Genomic DNA, 18,010 nt, shown 5'->3' on the forward strand with positions numbered 1-18,010 from the left:
CTGGGAGGAACAGAAACGCCGCGATGCTGTAGACGAACGCAACCGTGATGCTGAGCAACGCCGCGGCGCTCCGGTCGCCGAAGGCGGTTTCGTCGCTTCCGACGCGGGCTATCTCCCCTCCGAGCGACCGAATCGGGACGAGGGTCCGTGGCGACGGTCGCCGCCGCGCGAAGTCGAGAATCGTCTCGGTTTCGTCGCCGCCGAACGCGGCGAGGTAGTGCGATTTCCAGTAGTAGCGGTCGCCGTCCGGGAACGCCGCGTCGAGCATCGACTGTACCTGCAGGTAGGGCATCGGTCCGCTCAAGTCGAGGAGCGGCGTTCCGATTTCCCGGAGGGGCTGCATCGCCTCTGGCCCCTTCTCCGGCGGTCCGGCGTACATCCCGACCACGCCGATGAACGGCGTGCCGTGAAGTTCCTCCGGAAACATCGGGTCCGGCGGAACGCTCCAGATGAGCGCATCGACCGTTATCTCGTCCGGCGCGTCGGTCATGAACTCGCGCCACGCCGAGAGCACCGCCTCGCCGTCGTCGAGCGGGTAGAGCGCGCCGAGGAAGAACACCTCCGGGCCGAGTCGGAGACACTCGTACTCGAAGGACGTGACGACGCCGACGCCGCCCCCGCCGCCGCGGAGCGCCCAAAGGAGGTCTTCGTGCTCGTCCTCGCTCGCGTGGACGAACTCCCCCTCGCCGGTTATCACGTCGGCCGAAACGAGGGAATCACAGGTGAGTCCCAACTTCCGTCGCGTCCATCCGTATCCGCCGCCGAGCGTGAGTCCGGCGATTCCCGTCTCCGAGACGACGCCGCCCGGCGCGACGAGTCCGAAGGCCTGCGTCTCCCAATCCACGTCGGCCCACGTCGCGCCGCCCTGTGCCCTGACGCGGCGGGATTCGGGGTCCACCGTGACGGACCGCATCTCCGAGAGGTCGATGACGAGGCCACCGTCGCGGACGGCGGTTCCGGCGACGTTGTGCCCGCCACCGCGTACCGCGACCGGGATGTCAGCCTCGCGGGCGAACTCGACGGCCTCCTTTACGTCTCCGACGCCGGAACACCGCGCGATGATGTCGGGGTGTGCGTCCCGCATTCCGTTCCAGACGATTCGGTCCTCCTCGTATCTCGCATCACCGGGGCGTGAAATTCGCCCCCGGAACCGCTCGTCTATCGTTCCGTCCTCGCTCATTTGGTGTGTTTTCGTCCCCATCTCCACCGCCCCAAACGTATGTTAGCATCCGACAACCAAAGTGATGTATCGCGTGGCGTCTGCCACGATATACGGCGGAAAAATTATAGAAGACAGGAAACGAACGCTCGTTCGAACGACCCATCGAAAAGCCGTCCGTTCGATGGCATCGTATCGTGGTTTCTCCGAACGTATTTTCTAAATCGAGAAAAATTATTCTCGGTTAGAGAACTAGTGCGACCATATTTAGAAGTGAAGACAGAGAATAGGAAACATAAGCGGCAAATTTATAAACAATACCTCTTATATTCTACGTACAGGAGATCCTGTTAATGTCCGAGGATACACCCAAACACGGCATGGCAGAACCCGATTACGAGCAGGAGAACGTCGAGGCGTTCGACCGCGAGGAGACGCAGGAGGTCTCCCGATGACGCTCGGTGACGACCACGACTGGTGGCCGGAGCACCTGAAGGTAGAGCTCCTCGACCAGAACGCACGGGACGTCGGCCCGATGGACGAGGAGTTCGATTACGCCGAGGCGTTCGAGTCGCTCGACCTCGACGCCGTGAAGGCAGATATCGAAGAAGTGATGACGTCCTCGCAGGACTGGTGGCCTGCCGACTACGGGCACTACGGGCCGCTGTTCATTCGGATGGCGTGGCACAGCGCCGGGACGTACCGCACCAAGGACGGCCGCGGCGGCGCGTCCGGCGGACGGCAGCGCCTTCCGCCGATCAACAGCTGGCCGGACAACGTCAACCTCGACAAGGCTCGCCGTCTTCTCTGGCCGGTCAAACAGAAGTACGGCCGCAAGCTCTCGTGGGGCGACCTGATCGTCCTCGCCGGGAACGTCGCCCTCGAATCGATGGGCTTCGAGACCTTCGGCTTCGCCGGCGGCCGAGAGGACGACTACGAGCCCGACGATGCGGTCAACTGGGGTCCCGAAACCGAGTGGGAGAAGACGTCCTCCGACCGATTCGACGAGGAAGGTCACCTCGAGAACCCGCTCGGGAACACCGTGATGGGCCTCATCTACGTGAACCCGGAGGGTCCGAACGGCGAACCGGACCTCGAAGGGTCGGCGACGAACATCCGCGACACCTTCAGCCACATGGCGATGAACGACGAGGAGACGGTCGCGCTCATCGCTGGCGGGCACACCTTCGGGAAGGTTCACGGTGCCGACTCCGGCGACAACCTCGGTCCCGAACCCGAGGCCGCACCCATCGAGGAGCAGGGCCTCGGCTGGGAGAACGAGTTCGGTGAGGGCAAGGGTCCCGACACCATCACCAGCGGCATCGAGGGACCGTGGACCAGCGCCCCGACCAAGTGGGACATGGGCTACATCAACAACCTGCTCGACTACGAGTGGGAGGCCCACAAGGGTCCCGGCGGCGCGTGGCAGTGGCGGCCGGTCGATGAGGAGGCACAGGATACCGTGCCGGACGCCCACAAGCCCGACGAGTCGGTCGACCCGATGATGCTCACGACCGACATCGCGCTCAAGAAGGACCCGGACTACCGGGATGTTCTGGAGCGCTTCCAGAACAACCCGGACGAGTTCCAGGAGTCCTTCGCAAAGGCGTGGTACAAACTCATCCACCGCGACATGGGCCCGCCGGAGCGGTTCCTCGGTCCCGAGGTTCCGGACGAGACGATGGTCTGGCAGGACCCCGTTCCCGACGCCGACTACGACCTGATAGGGGAGGACGAAATCGCCGAACTCAAGCAAGAGATTCTCGACTCCGATCTCTCCGTCACTCAGCTGGTCAAGACCGCCTGGGCGTCCGCGTCGACGTTCCGCCACAGCGACAAGCGCGGCGGCGCGAACGGGGCCCGCATCGGTCTCGAACCGCAGAAGAGCTGGGAGGTCAACGAGCCGGACGAGTTGGAGAGCGTGCTGACGACCTTGGAGGGAATTCAGGAGGACTTCAACAGTTCGCGCTCCGACGACACGAGGGTGTCGCTCGCCGACCTGATAGTGCTGGGGGGTAACGCGGCCGTCGAGGAGGCGGCCGCGGATGCCGGCTACGATGTGGAGATTCCGTTCGAACCGGGCCGGACGGACGCCACGCAGGAGCAGACCGACGTCGACTCCTTCGAAGTGCTCGAACCGGACGCGGACGGATTCCGCAACTACCTCGGGGACGACCTCGACCGTCCGGTGGAGGAGGAACTGATAGACAAGGCCGAGCTACTGAGCCTGACCGTGCCCGAGATGACGGTGCTGGTCGGCGGCATGCGCACGCTGGGCGCGAACTACGAGGACAGCGACCTCGGCGTCTTCACCGACGAACCGGAGACGCTGACCAACGACTTCTTCGAGAACCTGCTCGGCATGGACCACGAGTGGGTGCCGGTCTCCGACGACGAGCAGGTCTTCGAGCTCCGCGACCGCGAGACGGGTGACGTCGAGTGGGAAGCGACCCGCTTCGACCTCATCTTCGGATCGAACTCCCGACTACGCGCGGTCTCGGAAGTCTACGGAGCGGACGACGGCGAGGAGAAGTTCGTCCAGGACTTCGTTGACACGTGGGACAAAGTGATGAAGCTCGACCGCTTCGACCTCGAATAACCGCAGTCGAGAGTCACCGATTCGGTAGCCGCGTCCCGCGTTTCGATGGCGTCGGCACCTGATTTTTTCGTGCGATGGTTCGAGCGCTCGTTGCAGCACGGTCGCCGCTTCCGCGATTGTAGCGCCGAAAATATAAGATATAATACTGAAGCGCCGTTCTGGAAAGGTTGATACTCTGACCGAGTATATTGTCATTCGATGACAGGAAATTTTTCCCTCGAATCCCTCGCACGCCTTCCGGAGTTCAGCCATCCGGCGGCGTCACCCGACGGCGAACGGGTCGCCGTCTACTACGACAGCACCGGCCGCAACGAACTCCACGTTATCGACGTGGAAACGGGCGAAATGCGGCAGGTGAGCGACGGCGAGGTGCCGCGGAACGTGAGCCAGCCGTTCGGGTGGGCACCGGACGGCGAGCGCATCTACTACCATCTGGACGACGCGGGCGACGAGCAACACGACATCTGGGAGATAGACCTCGACGGGAACGCCGCGCCGGTCGTCGAGGACTCCGGGCAGTGTATCCTCACCGATATCGACGACGGAAAACTGCTCTACGTGAGCAGCACCGACGGACAGATGAACCTCTACCGCTACGACCGCGAGACGGAAACGAGCGAGCAACTCGCGGAGTACGAGTTGGGTGTCTTCCACGCGTCGTACGGTCCCGATGGGGACCGGATGGTCTACATGACCAACGAGTCGGACGATTTGACCAACATGGACGTGTACGTGGCCGACGCCGACGGGTCGAACCCCCGGAATCTCGAACTCGGCATCGACGGGAGCGAAACGCACTTCGAGGACTGGTCGGCGGACGGAACGAAACTGCTCGTCTCGGATAACGCGGCGGACAAGACTCGAAGCGGCGTCTACGATTTCGAATCCGAATCCGTCGAGTGGTTCGGCGACGGCGAGTACGTCGAGGACGGCGTCGCGTTCCTCCCGGACGGAAGCGGCTTCCTCGCGCTCCGAAAGCGTGACGCCGCCGTCGTTCCGTTGGTGTACGACTTCGACGGGACCGCGACGGAACTCGATCTCTCCACGGGCGTCGCGTCGTTCCCGCTGTACAGCGACTTCGCATTCCTCGGCGACGGTCGCGTGCTCGTCGAAGGGACGACGCCGACACAGCGGCCCGCGCTGCTCGTCTACGACCTCGAAACGGGCGAGACCGAAACGCTTCTCGAACCGGTTTACGGCGACATCGACCCCGAGTCGTTCGTCGACGCGGAGTACATCACGTTCGAGTCGCACGACGGCACCGACATCGGCGGCCTGTTGTACGATTCCGGCGAACGCCCGTCCAAGGCGGTCGTGAAAGTCCACGGCGGCCCGCCGGTACAGGACCAGCGGAACTTCAAACGACGGACCCAGTTCTTCCTGAGCCGGGGCTACACCGTGCTGGAAATCAACTATCGTGGGTCGACGGGCCGCGGACGCGAGTTCAAGGACAGTCTCATCGGCGACTGGGGCGGTGCCGAACAGGCGGACGTCGCCGAGGGCGTCCGTTGGCTCCGCGACAAGGACTGGATAGACGAGGACGAAATCGTCGTGTACGGCGGCTCCTACGGCGGCTACAGCGCCTACTGGCAGATGGTTCGATACCCGGAACTGTACACCGCGGGCATCGCGTGGGTCGGCGTCACCGACCTCCACGACATGTACGAGAACACGATGCCGCACTTCCAGACCGGCCTGATGGAGAAGTACATGGGCGACCCCGACGAGAACCACGACCTGTACCGCGAGCGAAGCCCCATCGAGTACACCGAAAACCTCGATTCGCCGCTCCTGATGGTCCACGGCGTCAACGACCACCGGGTGCCGGTTTCGCAGGCCAGACTGTTCCGCGATGCGCTGGACGAAGCCGGATTCGAGGAGGGCGAGGACGGCGACTTCGAGTACGAGGAACTCGGCGAGGAGGGGCACGGCACGAACGACATCGAGCAGAAGATTCGCTCGATGGAACTCGTCGCCGACTTCCTCGACCGGCGGGTGGCGACGAACTGCGTATCGTAATCAGCGGTCGTCCACGACCGCCAATCCGCGTGCCGTCGTCCGTTCGAATTCGGTCGGCCACTCCGCGACCACTTCTCGCCACGTCGTCCCGGCGTCCTCGGTTCGGAAGAGGCCGCGGTTGTTGACGGCGTACAACTCCCCGTCGGCGGTGCCCGATTCGAAGACGGCTCGGGTGACGCCCTCGCCGGTCGGGAGGCCGTCCAACTGCTCCCACGGTTCGCCGTCCCGCTTCCGGGAGACGATGGAGTCCGCAGAATCGACGTTGTGGGCGGTTCGCGGCCCCGTCGCGCTGGAGAGGAGGACGGTATTCGGGTCGTCCGGCGCGAGCGCGACGCTCCAGCAGTACCGGCGGTCGAGTCCCTCCTGCGGGTACTCCCATGTCTCGCCGCCGTTCTCCGATTCGGCGTAGCCGTCCCCCGCGGCGGACCAGACCTTCCCCGGCGCGTCGGGATGGGTGGCGAGCGAGTGGTTGTCCACGCGAGCGGTCGGTACCTTGTCCTCCCACGTCTCGCCCGCGTCGTAGGTTTGGACGAGCGCCCCCGCCTCGATACCAACGTAGAGGTGGTTCGGGTCGTACGGGTCGGGTTCTATCCACCGGACGTGATGGGTGTGCGGACGGGGCGGGAACGACCAGTTCGGTTCCGACGGCAGGTCCGTCAGCCCCTCGCGGCGCTCCCACGAGTCGCCGCCGTCCGTGCTTCGGTAGACGGCGCTCGGTTCCGTGCCGACCCACACGGTGTCCGGGTCGGTGGGGTCGATGGCGAGCGACATCACCGACTCGCGGATGGTCTCCTCACCGACCGACTGGAACGACTCGCCGCCGTCCTCGCTCCGGAAGAGACCGGCGTCGAACGTGCCACAGAAGACCCGTTCACCCGTCGCGGCGACACACTCCAAGTCGTGGTCCGACAGCCGAACCGCGGCCGTTCCCGCTCCGTCGGTGACGAACAGCCCGTTTCGCATCGCGGCGTACAGTCGCATACCGGGAATAACGGACTCCAGCCGCCTGAAGCTATGGATCAAGTGAAATATATTCTACAGGAACGGATTTCAGGAAACCGTTTACTATCGACCGTTCGAACGTCGACTCGATGTCGCGCTCGTCGGCCATCTACAAGTACTACTGCTACCAAGCGACCGTCTCGTTCGGGTTCTTCTCGCCGATATTCACCCTCTTTCTCCTCTACCGAAACCTCGATTACACGCAAATCGCGCTCCTCAGCGCGCTCTACTCGACGCTGACCGTTCTCGGCGAGATTCCGACGGGCTACGTCGGCGACCGCATCGGCCGCCGGGACAGCCTCGTCGTCAGTTCGGTCTGCATGACGCTCTCCATCCTCGGGTTCGTCGTCGCTCGCTCCTTCCTCGCGCTCGCCCTTTTGTACGTCCTGTGGACGCTCGCGCTCGTCTTCCGCTCCGGGAGCGGCGACGCGTGGCTCTACGACCACCTCCGCGCGGAACTCGACACGGACCGGTTCGCCCGCGTTCGCGGTCGGGGCATGGCCGTCAACCGAGCGGTGACGGTCGTCACGGTCCTCGCCGGTGGCGTGCTGTACGAACTCGACCCCCGACTGCCGTTTCTCGCATCCGGCGTGCTGAACGGTGCTGGCGTGGTCGTGCTGTTGACCCTCCCGCGAAACCGGGCGTACGCCGAGGGCGACGACAGGGACGTTCTGTCGCCGCTCGACGCGGTTCGCGTCATCCGCCGTCACCTCTCGAAACCGCCGCTCCGGTCGTTCGTAACCTACGTGGCGCTGTTTTTCGCCGCGACCGGTGCCGTCGAGAGTTACATCCAACCCATCGCCACGGGACCGCTCGGACTTCCCGTCGAACTCATGGGACCGCTGTACGCCGGGTTCACGCTCGTCTCCGCCGGGGTGAGCTACTACGCCGGGACGATAGAGGAGGTCGTCGGCCTCCGAACGACCACCGTGTTCGTCCCGGTGGTTCTCTGCGTCTCGTTCGTCCTGCCGGTGTTCGCGCCCCTCCTCGCCCTCCCGATGTTTGTCGCACGAACCGGATCGAACACGCTGCTCCGGCCGCTGGTCAACCAGTACATCAACGACCACTCGGAGTCGGTCGGCCGGGCGACAGTCCTCTCCGCCGCGTCGATGGCCTACGCGGTAATCAGGCTCCCTCTCGTCCTCCTCGGCGGTCTTGTCGCCGACGCGTACTCGCCGCTGGTCACGGTGGCCGCCGTGGGCGCGGTCGTCCTCGTCGGACTCGTCTCGGTCACCCTCTGGGAATCGCCCGTCGGAACCGGAACCGAAACGGCCAGCGGCTCGTGATTCGGACGACGCGCCCCCGAAAATTCGCTCGACCGTTCGCGACGGTTCTCACTCGGCGGTGCTCGACGGTTCTCGTTCGACCGTTCGCGGCGGTTCCCCGCCGCGTCTCGTGATGTACCCCGCGATGCGGTTCCGAACGCTCTTCGAATCGACGTTCGTCAAGACGCTCACGCTCTCCTTGTTCCGGTCGAAATCGTCCGTGAACGCTTCCGGGTATCGCTCCAAGAGGATTCCACCCACCTTCTTCACGTAATCTGGTTGAACGGGCATTGGCACGTCGTCAACCCACTCCGGCAAAACAGTTGGGGCATCCCTCAACACAGTGAAACGAAGACGATTCCGACCTACTGGTTCGCCTTCCCGACGAACTTCTCGCGCACTTTGCGGATTTTCGGCTGGGCGTTCATCGTGCAGTAGGCGTCGTTGGGGTTCTTCTCGTAGTAGTCCTGATGATAGCCCTCGGCCTCGTAGAACTCCGAGAGCGGTTCGACGTCGGTGACGATGGGGTCCTCGAACGCGCCCTCCGATTCGAGGCCGTCGATGTACGCCTCGGCGACCTCCTTCTGGTCGTCGTCGTGGTAGAATATCGCGGAGCGATACTGCGTGCCCACGTCGGGGCCTTGCCGGTTGAGCGTCGTCGGGTCGTGGATGGTGAAGAACACCTGCAGGAGTTCGTCGTAGCCGACCGTCTCGGGGTCGTACTCCAACTGGACGACTTCGGCGTGACCCGTCTCGCCGGAGCAGACCGCTTCGTAGGTCGGGTTCTCGACCGACCCACCGGCGTAGCCCGACGTGACGGACTGCACGCCGTCGAGTTCCTTGTACGCCGCTTCCAGACACCAGAAACATCCGCCCGCGAGTGTGGCCGTCTCGGTCATGGGTGGAGGTTGGACCGCGAAGCGTTAAGACCCTGCGGTGGCGGTCAACGTTTCAGCTATCGCCTCGTTCCGGCGTTTGAACGAAATGAACGAACCGACGTCAGCCGTCGATGAGTTGGGAGGCGGTGATGACGTTCACGTCCTGCTTCTCGACGTACTGCAGGAGCGATTCGAAGTCGGCCTCGCTGATTTCCCCGTCCGTCCCGACTTCGTGAAAGAGCGGGACGACGAGTTGCCCGTACTCGGCGGCGTTGTCCACGTACCGCTTCGTCACGTCGAGGTTCTTGCCGTTTACCCGCGAGACGATGGCGTCCTCGTTTTCGAACGGCATGGCGTTGGGCGACGCGCCGAAGCTGAACACCGTGTCGTAGTACTTCCGGGCGAGGTCGAAGGTGTTCGGACCGACCTCGTTTTTCGGGACGAGGAGGTGGCGCGCGCCGTCCTCGAAGCCGCGGGACTGCAGGTACTCCTGTGTGCCCTTCAGGAGGTCCTCCTGCTCTTCGGGGGAGTAGTCGGGGAAGTAGCGGGCCTGCACGTCGGGGTGTGCGGAGATGTCCCAGCCGCCGTCGGCCATCTCCGAGAGTTGGTCCTCGGTCAGGCGGTCGTCGTGCCCGATGCTCTCGGGGATGACGGCTTCGACGCCCGCGAAGTCGTACTTTTGCATCAGTTCGAACGCGCGGTAGTGGGTCGTGTGGCTGTCATCGAAGGTGAACATCACCGCGCCCGTCTTCGGGCGAGAAACGGTCCGAAGGTCGTCGACGAGGAACTCGATGGGAGCGGACGCGTTGGTGTCCACCGGCCGTCCGACGATGCGGAGGTCCGACACGGAAGCGAGGTCCGGGCTCCCGGTCGCGGCGGTGACGCCGAGGTTGAGCCGCACCCAGCGGTCTTTCGGTCCGACGAGGGTTCGTTTCAGACGGAGGACGTTGCGTCCGTCCGGAGCGTGCAGTTGGACCGCGATTTTGGCGAAATCGTGGCTGGTGACCTTGACGGCCACCGAGAGGTTGGTCCCGCGGAGGTCGGCACCCGAAAGCGACCGCACGATGTGCCCTTCCTTCGTCTCGTCGCTGCCGGTCACGCGCGCGCACTGTGACCCCTGATACGGGTCGTCGGTGGCTTTCGAGAGCGTCCCCTGCCGCGGAACCGCCTGCCACTCGTCGAGCGTTTCGAAATCGTGGGGAACCGGCACGCTCGACGCACCCCCCTGCCGCGTCTTCCGCTGGTTCTCGTCTGTCGGTAGCGGTGCCTTGCCTGCAATCGAGGAACAGCCTGCAAATCCGACCGCACCGGCGGTCGCCAGAAACGTCCGTCGCGTCTGTCGCGTCTGTCGCGTCATCTCTATCCTGCCAAATGAGACCCCGTATATATTCTTATGAGCAGTTTAATGAGATGCGGTTTTTGTTACTATAGAATACTGAATTTAGTACGTTTACTTGGGACCCTATCCGAAGGCTTGCCAATTCAAGCGATAGCTTTATATGTATTTCGCACTTACCTATAGTTAGTGGGACGCCCTTGCCACCGGTTTCTCCCGAGGGTCAGTTCCGACTCATTCCATCATGACGAGCACGAAAATCCAGCAGACCGACGAGCGGACCGCAGCGCACTCGAACCAACCGCGGACGCGAAAGCGACGGGCACGGACGAACGAACACGAGGACGAACGGGCGACGGAGCACGAGCACGAAGACGAGCGGGCGGACCACCGCTGTCCCGAATGCGGTGGCACCCTCGTCACCGACTCGGAACACGCCGAAACCGTCTGTAGCCAGTGCGGCCTCGTCGTCGAAGCCGACGGCATCGACCACGGCCCCGAGTGGCGCGCCTTCGACGCCAGCGAACGCGATTCGAAATCCCGCGTCGGGATGCCGACGACGAAGATGATGCACGACAAGGGGCTGTCGAGCAACATCGGCTGGCAGGACAAGGACGCCTACGGACGGTCGTTGAGTTCGCGCCAGCGCCAGAAGATGCAGCGCCTCCGAACGTGGGACGAGCGCTTCCGCACCCGCGACAGCAAGGAGCGCAACCTCAAACAGGCGCTCGGCGAAATCGACCGCATGGCCAGCGCGCTCGGCCTCCCGAAGAACGTACGCGAGACGGCCAGCGTCATCTACCGCCGCGCGCTCGACGAGGACCTCCTGCCGGGACGCTCCATCGAGGGCGTCGCAACCGCCTCGCTGTACGCCGCGGCGCGCCAGAGCGGCGTCCCCCGCACGATGGACGAGGTGACCACCGTCAGCCGCATCGACGGCATGGAATTCAAGCGCACCTACCGCTACATCGTCCGCGAACTCGGCCTCGGCGTCAAACCCGCCGACCCCGAGCAGTACCTCTCGCGCTTCGAGAGCGAACTCGACCTCACCCACGCGACCAAGCGCCGCGCCCACGACCTGCTCAAGACGGCGAAAGAGACGGGTATCACGAGCGGGAAATCGCCCGTCGGCCTCGCCGCCGCGGCGCTGTACGCCGCCGCCCTGCTCGAAGACGAGAAGCTCACGCAAGACGAGGTGAGCGACGTCTCCGACGTGAGCACCGTCACGATTCGCAACCGCTACCACGAACTGTTGACCGCGGCCGACGAGACGGATGCGCTCCCGACGACCGCCGGTACCGACGAGGCGACAGCCTAATCGGATTTTTCCTTCGAGTAAGCGACGAATAGAGGCATCCCTCGAATTTCGTATCGCCCCAAAATATAGTATTTCTGAAGTCGTTGCCCACCTATGAACCGGCGAACGCTCACGGCGGGACTGGCGAGCGGTTTCGCGGCCGCCCTCACCGGGTGCGTCTCCCGACTCTCGACAGCGGACCAGACGAATAAGACCGAGCACCGGACGTTTCAGGTACAAAGCGGAACGCGGCTGGCGGTCGAGAACGAAAATGGGTCGATAGACGTTCGTCGCCACGACGGCAGCGACGTCGATGTGACGATGAAAATTCACCCCCGAGAGGCTGGCTCGCTCGATGACGTCTCCCTTTCGGACACGAAGACGGCGGACGAACTCCGCCTGCGCGTGCACGCGAACGCGGACGACGTGAGCGTGGCGCTGACGATTCGCTACCCGAACTCCGTCCCGGTCGGGGAGCTACGGAGCACGAACGGACGCATCGATGCGACTGTGGTCACCGCCGGAGACAGCGCTGCCGTTCGAACCGAGAACGGCAGCATCGACGTGAAATTGCTCGAAATCGCGCGCGACACCGACGTTCGAACCGAGAACGGCAGTATCGACGCGGCGCTCGCGTCCGACCTCGACGCGACGGTTTCGGCGACGACGAAAAACGGGTCGCTCAACGCGAGCGGACTCGACTTCTCCTCGGAAGAACTCTCGATGACGGGGTTCACCGGCGTCCTCGGCGACGGGTCGAACGACCTCTCGTTCGAGACCGAGAACGGGTCTATCTCGCTCTCCGCCACCTCGGAGTAACCCCTCACCGAATCCGCGAGAAGCGCATTTTCCGGTTCGTGCTCGATTTCGAATTCGGCCGAATGTCGTCCAAATCGCCGACCGTCGGCCCGTTGACGATGGTCACCGTTCGCCCGTGGCGGTCGATGCGGAAGGCGTCGGCGAACGGCCCGTCCTCGATGCGCCACGTGTCCGGGCCGACGCGGGTCGCGTTCCGTCCGCGAAGCAGGTCGCGGTACGCTCGTCGGAACTCGGTCGCATCACGGGATGTCTCCCATTTGGTTCGCCAGACGTACCCCCGTTTGTCCCCCTTGTGGTACGGCCAGAGTCGGTCGTTCGCCCAGCCGTCTGACGGCGTACTGGAGTAGTTGAACAGGTCGAACTTCCCTTCGTCGGGGTTCTGGAACTGCCGCCAGCGGATGATGGGGTTCCCTTCGGCCCGGCCCTGATACCAGAACATGGTGTAGATGCCGGTCTCTCCGACCGTCTGTGACCCGTTGACGCCGCGTTTGCCGTACAGCTTCCAGCCGTTTCGGGCCTGTTCGCCGAGGCGGAGGCGTTCGGGACCGTCGGTTCGCGTCTCGGGGTGGATGACCGCCTTCGACGACTCCGGCGGGTTTCGATACTCCTCGGTCACCGCCTTCCACCCGCCGGAATCGAACCGCGAGGCGACGTACGCGGGACCGTCGGAGTAGGGTTGAATCAGCGCGACCTGCATGGCGAGGTTGTAGGACGGAAGCGGGCCGCCGCCGTACGGCGTCCGCTTCGGCCCGACATCGGGCTTGGCGACGCACTGCCACGACTTCCCACACCGGTTCGTGTATCGCTTCTCGACGTACATCGCTTCGCCCTCCGTCAGGCCGTCGGCGGCGCGGCGGCCGTCCATCGTCTTCGATTCGAGTTCCGACGACGACAGGTCGACGTGCTGGTCCTGTATCGCGTGGGTGAGTTCGTGCACCAGCGTCGCGTTGTCGATGCGGCGCTGGCCGTGCGAAATGACGTAGATTCGGTCCTCTCCCGGGACGTAGAACCCCGCGACGCGCTGTTGATAGAGTCGGGTCTGCTGGCGGGCGGCATCGGCGCGCTCGCCGGTGACGAACAGCCCCTCCCACACCTGATTCTCCCACGCGCGCTGTGGCGGCGTGTTCGAACGTGCCGCCTGCTGTCGGACGAGGTTCCGATACTCCTCCCGCGACAGCGGCTCGACGTCCACCGACCGGGTGAACTCCTCGTCCCGAATGAACTCGACGCGCGCCATCGCCCGCCCCACGTACGCCTTCAACTCCGCGTCGGACAATCCGTCGCGCTGGTTCACGTCGATGCTCTCGTTGTACCAGTAGCCGTTCTCCCAGCCGATGACGTCGGAACTCGGGTCCGGCGGATGGGTTTCGGCCGCGCTCGAATTTCCGTGGTTCCCCCGGGAGCCACCATCGCGACCACCGGCGCGGCACAGACGAGTAACACGACGACCAGCCCCACGAGTCGCATACCGATGCCACGAGCGCCCGCGGCATAACGATTGACCGTTGTGTTACGCCGCGTTTTTCGTCGGATTTGGTCGAATCCCGGTGAACGCTGGCGGGACGGCTTCCTCGATTCGGTTACAGAGAATCAAGGAGAAAGCCCCGCTCTTTAGGGCGGGGATAAATCCGACAATACCCTACACCAACCACCGTTCGATGGCACGACTGAATATTCCATGCTGCGTAACCCATTCCTTCAAGTAGGTTTGTCTATATAGTTTACATATGTCGAAACAGGTCGTCACCCGCGCCTACACCGCGTCCATCAGGAACCAGCAACAGGTGTCTGACGACCTTGATTCGCTCGGGTTCGCCGCCAGTAAACTCTGGAACGTCGGACGGTGGACATGCAGTCGCGTCTGGGATAAAATCGACTACATCCCCGAACACGACGAACTCACCGCGTACCTCAAGAAACTCGAACGCTATGCTGACCTGCATTCTCAGTCAAGTTCGTTCGAAAGACGAAGTCTTTCGTGATGCCAAAAATCGGAGATTTTTGAGCACAGCGAGTCCTTCAAGAACTCGCTGAGGCGTTCAACGGCTGGCACGGCAAGCGACGCAACGGAGACACGAGAGCGAACCCGCCCGGCTACCGCAAACACGGCGACGAACACCCGCGTTCAACGGTCACGTTCAAAGCCGCTGGCTTCATCGTCGCGGTGACGACGGCCAATACGAAGTCCTCTCCTTCCATCTGTCGGGCGAGACGGTCGTCGTGTATCTCGACATCCATCGAGTTGACCGCTCGTTTCGGTTTGTATATTTCTTGTCATCCTCCGGGACGCCGATGTCGCGGAAAGAAGACAGAAACCCTAAGTTATCAATCCCGCTACTCGGTACCGTGGAACGAGATACCGCCCGCGTCATCGTCATCGCCCTCCTCTGCACCCTCGCCATCGCGTTCGCCGCCGCGACGCTGAACTCCGCCGTGACGGACGGCGGGTCGGGGACCGGTTTGGGCGGCGGTCCCGGTGGCGTCGGAAGTGGCCAGACGAACGGATCGAGTCCCAGCATGGCCGGTGAGGGAGCCCCGGCGATACCGCTCGAATTCCCCTGCTATCCCGTCCTCAACACGGGACCGGTCATCCTGCTCATCTTCGCGGTGTTTCTGGGACTCGTGGCGCTCGCCTACCGGAAGGCGGGATTTCTCGGCGCGTTCGCAATAATCGGGCCGGTCGGCATCCCGACACTGCTCCTACACGCGCTGTTGACGGCGTGCACCGCCTCACCCTTCCAAGGAGCGGGTGGACTCATGGGCGGGAACCGGACCAACTTCTCGCTCCCGAAGGGCGGTACGGGCGGCATCGGAAACGGTGCGACGAACGTGACGACGCCCTCGGTGCTGATGTTCCTCGTCCTCGGCGTCGCACTGGTCGGTGCCGTCGCCCTCCTCGTTCGGAGTTCGAGCGGCGACGAGGAGACGACGCCGGAGGTCGAAGCCCTCGACGAAAGCGACGAGGACATCGCGGCCGTCGGGCGAGCGGCGGGCGAGGCGGCTGACCGAATCGAATCCGAATCGAGCGTCGAAAACGAGGTGTATCGAGCGTGGCGCGAGATGACCGAGTATCTGAACGTCTCCTCGCCGGAATCGAGCACCCCGGGCGAATTCGCCGCGGCCGCCGTGGACGCGGGGATGGCCCGTGACGACGTGACCGAACTGACGAGCGTCTTTGAGGAGGTCAGGTACGGCGGGCAGGACGCCAGCGACGACCACGAACGGCGTGCGGTCGATGCGCTCCGCCGCATCGAGCGAACGTACGCGGAGGACGACGAATGAACGTTCGGTCGGTCGTTACGGCGGTCGGAGTCCTCGCCGTCGGATGGGGGCTGACGGTCGTCTTCGCGCCCGAGTTGGCGACGCTCTTCCCGCTGCGGGACCTGTTCGTGAAGTTCGTCGGACTGCTCGCGTTCGTACAGGGACTTCGCGTCGTCCAGTCCCGACGGCATACCGACATCGACGGGACCGACACCGGCGACCCAGAGACGAACGTGACGCTTCCGATACCCGGGCAGGAGTTCGACGAGCGACTTCGGTCGGTTCACTCGGGACCGCGAAAACGACGGTTCCGGTCGCGGAAGGAACTCAGGGAACGACTCGAAAGCGCGCTGGTCGAAGCCATCGTTCAGCGCGAAGGCTGTTCGGACGACGGCGCACGGACGCGCATCGAGACGGGGGAGTGGACGAACGACCCCGAGGCCGCCGCGTTCGTCGCCGGGCAACCCGCACCGCGGCGGTCGTGGCGCGAGTGGCTTCGCCAGTCGTTCGGCAGCGAGACGGCGTTCCAACACCGTGCACGGCGGTCGGCCCGTGCCGTCGCCCGGTACGTGGAGGAGGGACGATGAACGTCGTCCGCGAGACCAACCGGTGGCACGGCGTGAGCGCCATGGCGCTGCTCGCGGCCGGTGTCGGCGTGTTCACCGAGAGCCCGGTCACGCTCCTCGTCGGCGTGGTCGGCGTCGCCTTCGCGGCGTACGCTCGGACCGCGACGCCGCCGTCGACCGACTTCGAGTTGACGCGCACCGTGGCCGAGTCGGCGCTCGGACCCGGAGACGAAACGACCGTGGAGGTGACGGTCGAGAACGTCGGCGAGACGACCGCGCCGGACCTCAGAATCGTGGACGGCGTTCCGGACGGACTCCGCGTGACGGCGGGGTCGCCCAGAATCGGGACGGCGCTCCGCCCCGGCAAACGGGCCACGTTCAGTTACACCCTCGAAGCGGTTCGCGGCGACCACGTTTTCGGCCCGGCACAGGCCATCGCCCGAGACTTCAGCGGCGCGGTCGAACGCGAGTTCGAACTCGAAGACGAGACGACCATCACCTGCACACCCCGACTCCAATCGACGGCCGACGACGTTCCGCTCCGCGAACAGACGATTCGACACGTCGGACAGGTCACCACCCGGGAGGGCGGCACGGGCGTCGAATTCTTCGCCACACGGGACTACCGTCCGGGCGACCCGCTCTCGCGCATCGACTGGAAGCGCAAGGCCCGAACGGGCGAACTGACGACCGTCGAGTTCCGCGAGGAGCGAACCGCGACCGTCGTGCTCCTCGTTGACGTTCGGGAACAAGCGTACCTGACGGCTGCGACGGAGGACCCGAGTGCGGTCGAGCACTCGATTCGCGCCGCCGGAGACGTGTTCAGCGCCCTACTCGACAACGGGGATAGGGTCGGCATCGCGGCGCTCGGCCCGGAGGAGGCGTGGCTCGCACCCGGCACCGGCGAAACCCACCGCGCCGAAGCGCGGAACCTCCTCTCGCACGCGGCCGCATTCGCCCAGAGGCCGCCGGACGAGATGTTTTACTCCACTGTGAAACTGCGCTGGCTTCGGCGGCGGTTGCCGAGCGACGCGCAGGTGGTGTATCTCTCGCCGCTCTGTGACCGGTTCGCTCCGGAGGTGGCGCGGCGACTCGACGCCATGGGCCACCCCGTAACCGTCATCAGTCCGAATCCGACGACGGACGAGACGATGGGACAGCGACTCGCACGGGCGGAACGAACACAGCGCATCACGTCGCTCCGCGCCGGAGGTGTTCGGGTCGTGGACTGGAACCCCGACGACCCCCTCGGCGTAACGCTGGCGAAGATGAACAGGCGGTGGGCGCGATGAGCGGAACGGAAATGCGGGACGGGACCATCGACCGCTCGCCAGCGCGGGTGAGTCAACTGCTCTCCGTCATCGCCGCGTCCGTCGCGGTCGGCGCGAGCGCGCTGCTCGGCGGCGTCGGCGCGCTCGGCGGCATCCTCGGCCTGCTGTTCGTCACCGTGGGCGTCGTTCGGGGAAGCCGTCGCTCCGTCACCATCGGCAGTTTCGTCCTCCTGCTCGGGATTCTGGCGGGAAGCCTCGTCGCCGCACCCCCCGAACTTCTGATTCCCGGCGCGATAGCGACCGTCCTCGCGTGGGACTTCGGCGAACAGGCCATCAACGTCGGCGAGCAGTTGGGCCGGGAGGCGGACACCCAGACCCTCGAAGTCATGCACGCCGCGTCGAGCGCGGTCATCGGCATCACGGCGGGCGTCGTCGGCTACGGCATGTATCTGGCCGGAAGCGGCGGCAGGCCCGTGACCGCGCTGGTGTTCCTGCTGATAGCGGTGCTGGCGCTCACGTCGGCGTTGCGGGCGTGAAA

General features: G+C 64.5%; 16 protein-coding genes and 1 pseudogene. 10 read left to right on the top strand and 7 right to left on the bottom strand.

Going from position 1 to position 18,010, the window contains the following annotated elements:
- The coding region (locus BG842_RS24600) for an FAD-binding oxidoreductase (protein ID WP_254663460.1) at window positions 1–1,180 on the bottom strand (1,180 nt) is incomplete at its 3' end.
- Window positions 1,181–1,610: 430 nt separating this feature from the next.
- Here BG842_RS24600 and katG point away from each other — a divergent pair.
- Window positions 1,611–3,758 (top strand): catalase/peroxidase HPI, encoded by a 2,148-nt coding sequence (gene katG, locus BG842_RS24605; protein WP_069452855.1) that lies wholly within the window; start codon window positions 1,611–1,613, stop codon window positions 3,756–3,758.
- A 198-nt stretch (window positions 3,759–3,956) separates the two neighbouring features.
- On the top strand, window positions 3,957–5,777 hold the full coding sequence (locus tag BG842_RS24610) for a prolyl oligopeptidase family serine peptidase (RefSeq protein ID WP_069452856.1): 1,821 nt from the start codon (window positions 3,957–3,959) through the stop codon (window positions 5,775–5,777).
- Here BG842_RS24610 and BG842_RS24615 read toward each other — a convergent pair whose 3' ends face one another.
- Complete coding sequence (locus tag BG842_RS24615) at window positions 5,778–6,758, bottom strand: hypothetical protein (protein WP_069452857.1); 981 nt, start codon at window positions 6,756–6,758, stop codon at window positions 5,778–5,780. It abuts the gene before it with no gap.
- 110 nt (window positions 6,759–6,868) lie between these two features.
- On the opposite strand from BG842_RS24615, the gene BG842_RS24620 reads away from it, so the two are divergent.
- The gene (locus BG842_RS24620; protein ID WP_069452858.1) at window positions 6,869–8,065 is read left to right on the top strand and encodes an MFS transporter; all 1,197 of its coding nucleotides are present in this window, start codon (window positions 6,869–6,871) and stop codon (window positions 8,063–8,065) included.
- A 48-nt stretch (window positions 8,066–8,113) separates the two neighbouring features.
- Here BG842_RS24620 and BG842_RS24625 read toward each other — a convergent pair whose 3' ends face one another.
- The 3 genes from BG842_RS24625 to BG842_RS24635 form a co-directional block, all read right to left on the bottom strand.
- Window positions 8,114–8,335 (bottom strand): 30S ribosomal protein S17e, encoded by a 222-nt coding sequence (locus BG842_RS24625; protein WP_069452859.1) that lies wholly within the window; start codon window positions 8,333–8,335, stop codon window positions 8,114–8,116.
- A 74-nt stretch (window positions 8,336–8,409) separates the two neighbouring features.
- Window positions 8,410–8,943 (bottom strand): peptide-methionine (S)-S-oxide reductase MsrA, encoded by a 534-nt coding sequence (msrA, locus tag BG842_RS24630; protein ID WP_069452860.1) that lies wholly within the window; start codon window positions 8,941–8,943, stop codon window positions 8,410–8,412.
- Window positions 8,944–9,043: 100 nt separating this feature from the next.
- The gene (locus tag BG842_RS24635) at window positions 9,044–10,279 is read right to left on the bottom strand and encodes a polysaccharide deacetylase family protein (RefSeq protein WP_069452861.1); all 1,236 of its coding nucleotides are present in this window, start codon (window positions 10,277–10,279) and stop codon (window positions 9,044–9,046) included.
- Window positions 10,280–10,502: 223 nt separating this feature from the next.
- Here BG842_RS24635 and BG842_RS24640 point away from each other — a divergent pair, with 223 nt between their 5' ends.
- Together BG842_RS24640 and BG842_RS24645 are read left to right on the top strand one after the other, a co-directional pair.
- Window positions 10,503–11,576: a transcription initiation factor IIB family protein gene (locus BG842_RS24640; RefSeq protein WP_069452862.1), complete on the top strand. Its 1,074-nt coding sequence runs from the start codon at window positions 10,503–10,505 to the stop codon at window positions 11,574–11,576.
- 93 nt (window positions 11,577–11,669) lie between these two features.
- Entirely contained in the window at window positions 11,670–12,374 is a 705-nt protein-coding gene (locus BG842_RS24645) for a DUF4097 family beta strand repeat-containing protein (protein ID WP_069452863.1), read from the top strand.
- A 4-nt stretch (window positions 12,375–12,378) separates the two neighbouring features.
- Here BG842_RS24645 and BG842_RS24650 read toward each other — a convergent pair whose 3' ends face one another.
- Entirely contained in the window at window positions 12,379–13,668 is a 1,290-nt protein-coding gene (locus BG842_RS24650) for an Hvo_1808 family surface protein (protein WP_254663461.1), read from the bottom strand.
- Window positions 13,669–14,101: 433 nt separating this feature from the next.
- Here BG842_RS24650 and BG842_RS28385 point away from each other — a divergent pair.
- Window positions 14,102–14,529, top strand: a pseudogene (locus BG842_RS28385) (RNA-guided endonuclease TnpB family protein); the annotation flags it as partial.
- Here the strand turns inward: BG842_RS28385 and BG842_RS30365 are convergent.
- Complete coding sequence (locus tag BG842_RS30365; RefSeq protein WP_175424279.1) at window positions 14,469–14,612, bottom strand: hypothetical protein; 144 nt, start codon at window positions 14,610–14,612, stop codon at window positions 14,469–14,471. The pseudogene BG842_RS28385 and the gene BG842_RS30365 sit on opposite strands and share 61 nt — an antisense overlap.
- A gap of 108 nt (window positions 14,613–14,720) precedes the next feature.
- Between BG842_RS30365 and BG842_RS24660 the strand changes: the two genes are divergently transcribed.
- The 4 genes from BG842_RS24660 to BG842_RS24675 are packed head-to-tail and all read left to right on the top strand — an operon-like array spanning window position 14,721 to window position 18,008.
- Window positions 14,721–15,656, top strand: coding sequence for a DUF4129 domain-containing protein (locus BG842_RS24660; protein WP_069452865.1), 936 nt, complete (start codon window positions 14,721–14,723; stop codon window positions 15,654–15,656).
- Window positions 15,653–16,222, top strand: coding sequence for a hypothetical protein (locus BG842_RS24665; protein ID WP_069452866.1), 570 nt, complete (start codon window positions 15,653–15,655; stop codon window positions 16,220–16,222). Before BG842_RS24660 ends, BG842_RS24665 begins: the two co-directional genes overlap by 4 nt.
- The gene (locus BG842_RS24670) at window positions 16,219–17,493 is read left to right on the top strand and encodes a DUF58 domain-containing protein (RefSeq protein ID WP_069452867.1); all 1,275 of its coding nucleotides are present in this window, start codon (window positions 16,219–16,221) and stop codon (window positions 17,491–17,493) included. The genes BG842_RS24665 and BG842_RS24670 overlap by 4 nt, the downstream gene beginning before the upstream one ends.
- Window positions 17,490–18,008, top strand: coding sequence for a hypothetical protein (locus BG842_RS24675; RefSeq protein ID WP_254663462.1), 519 nt, complete (start codon window positions 17,490–17,492; stop codon window positions 18,006–18,008). The genes BG842_RS24670 and BG842_RS24675 overlap by 4 nt, the downstream gene beginning before the upstream one ends.
- The last annotated feature ends 2 nt before the right edge of the window (window positions 18,009–18,010 follow it).

Origin of the sequence: Haladaptatus sp. W1 (genome assembly GCF_001723155.1) — an archaeon.
Classification (GTDB): domain Archaea; phylum Halobacteriota; class Halobacteria; order Halobacteriales; family Haladaptataceae; genus Haladaptatus; species Haladaptatus paucihalophilus.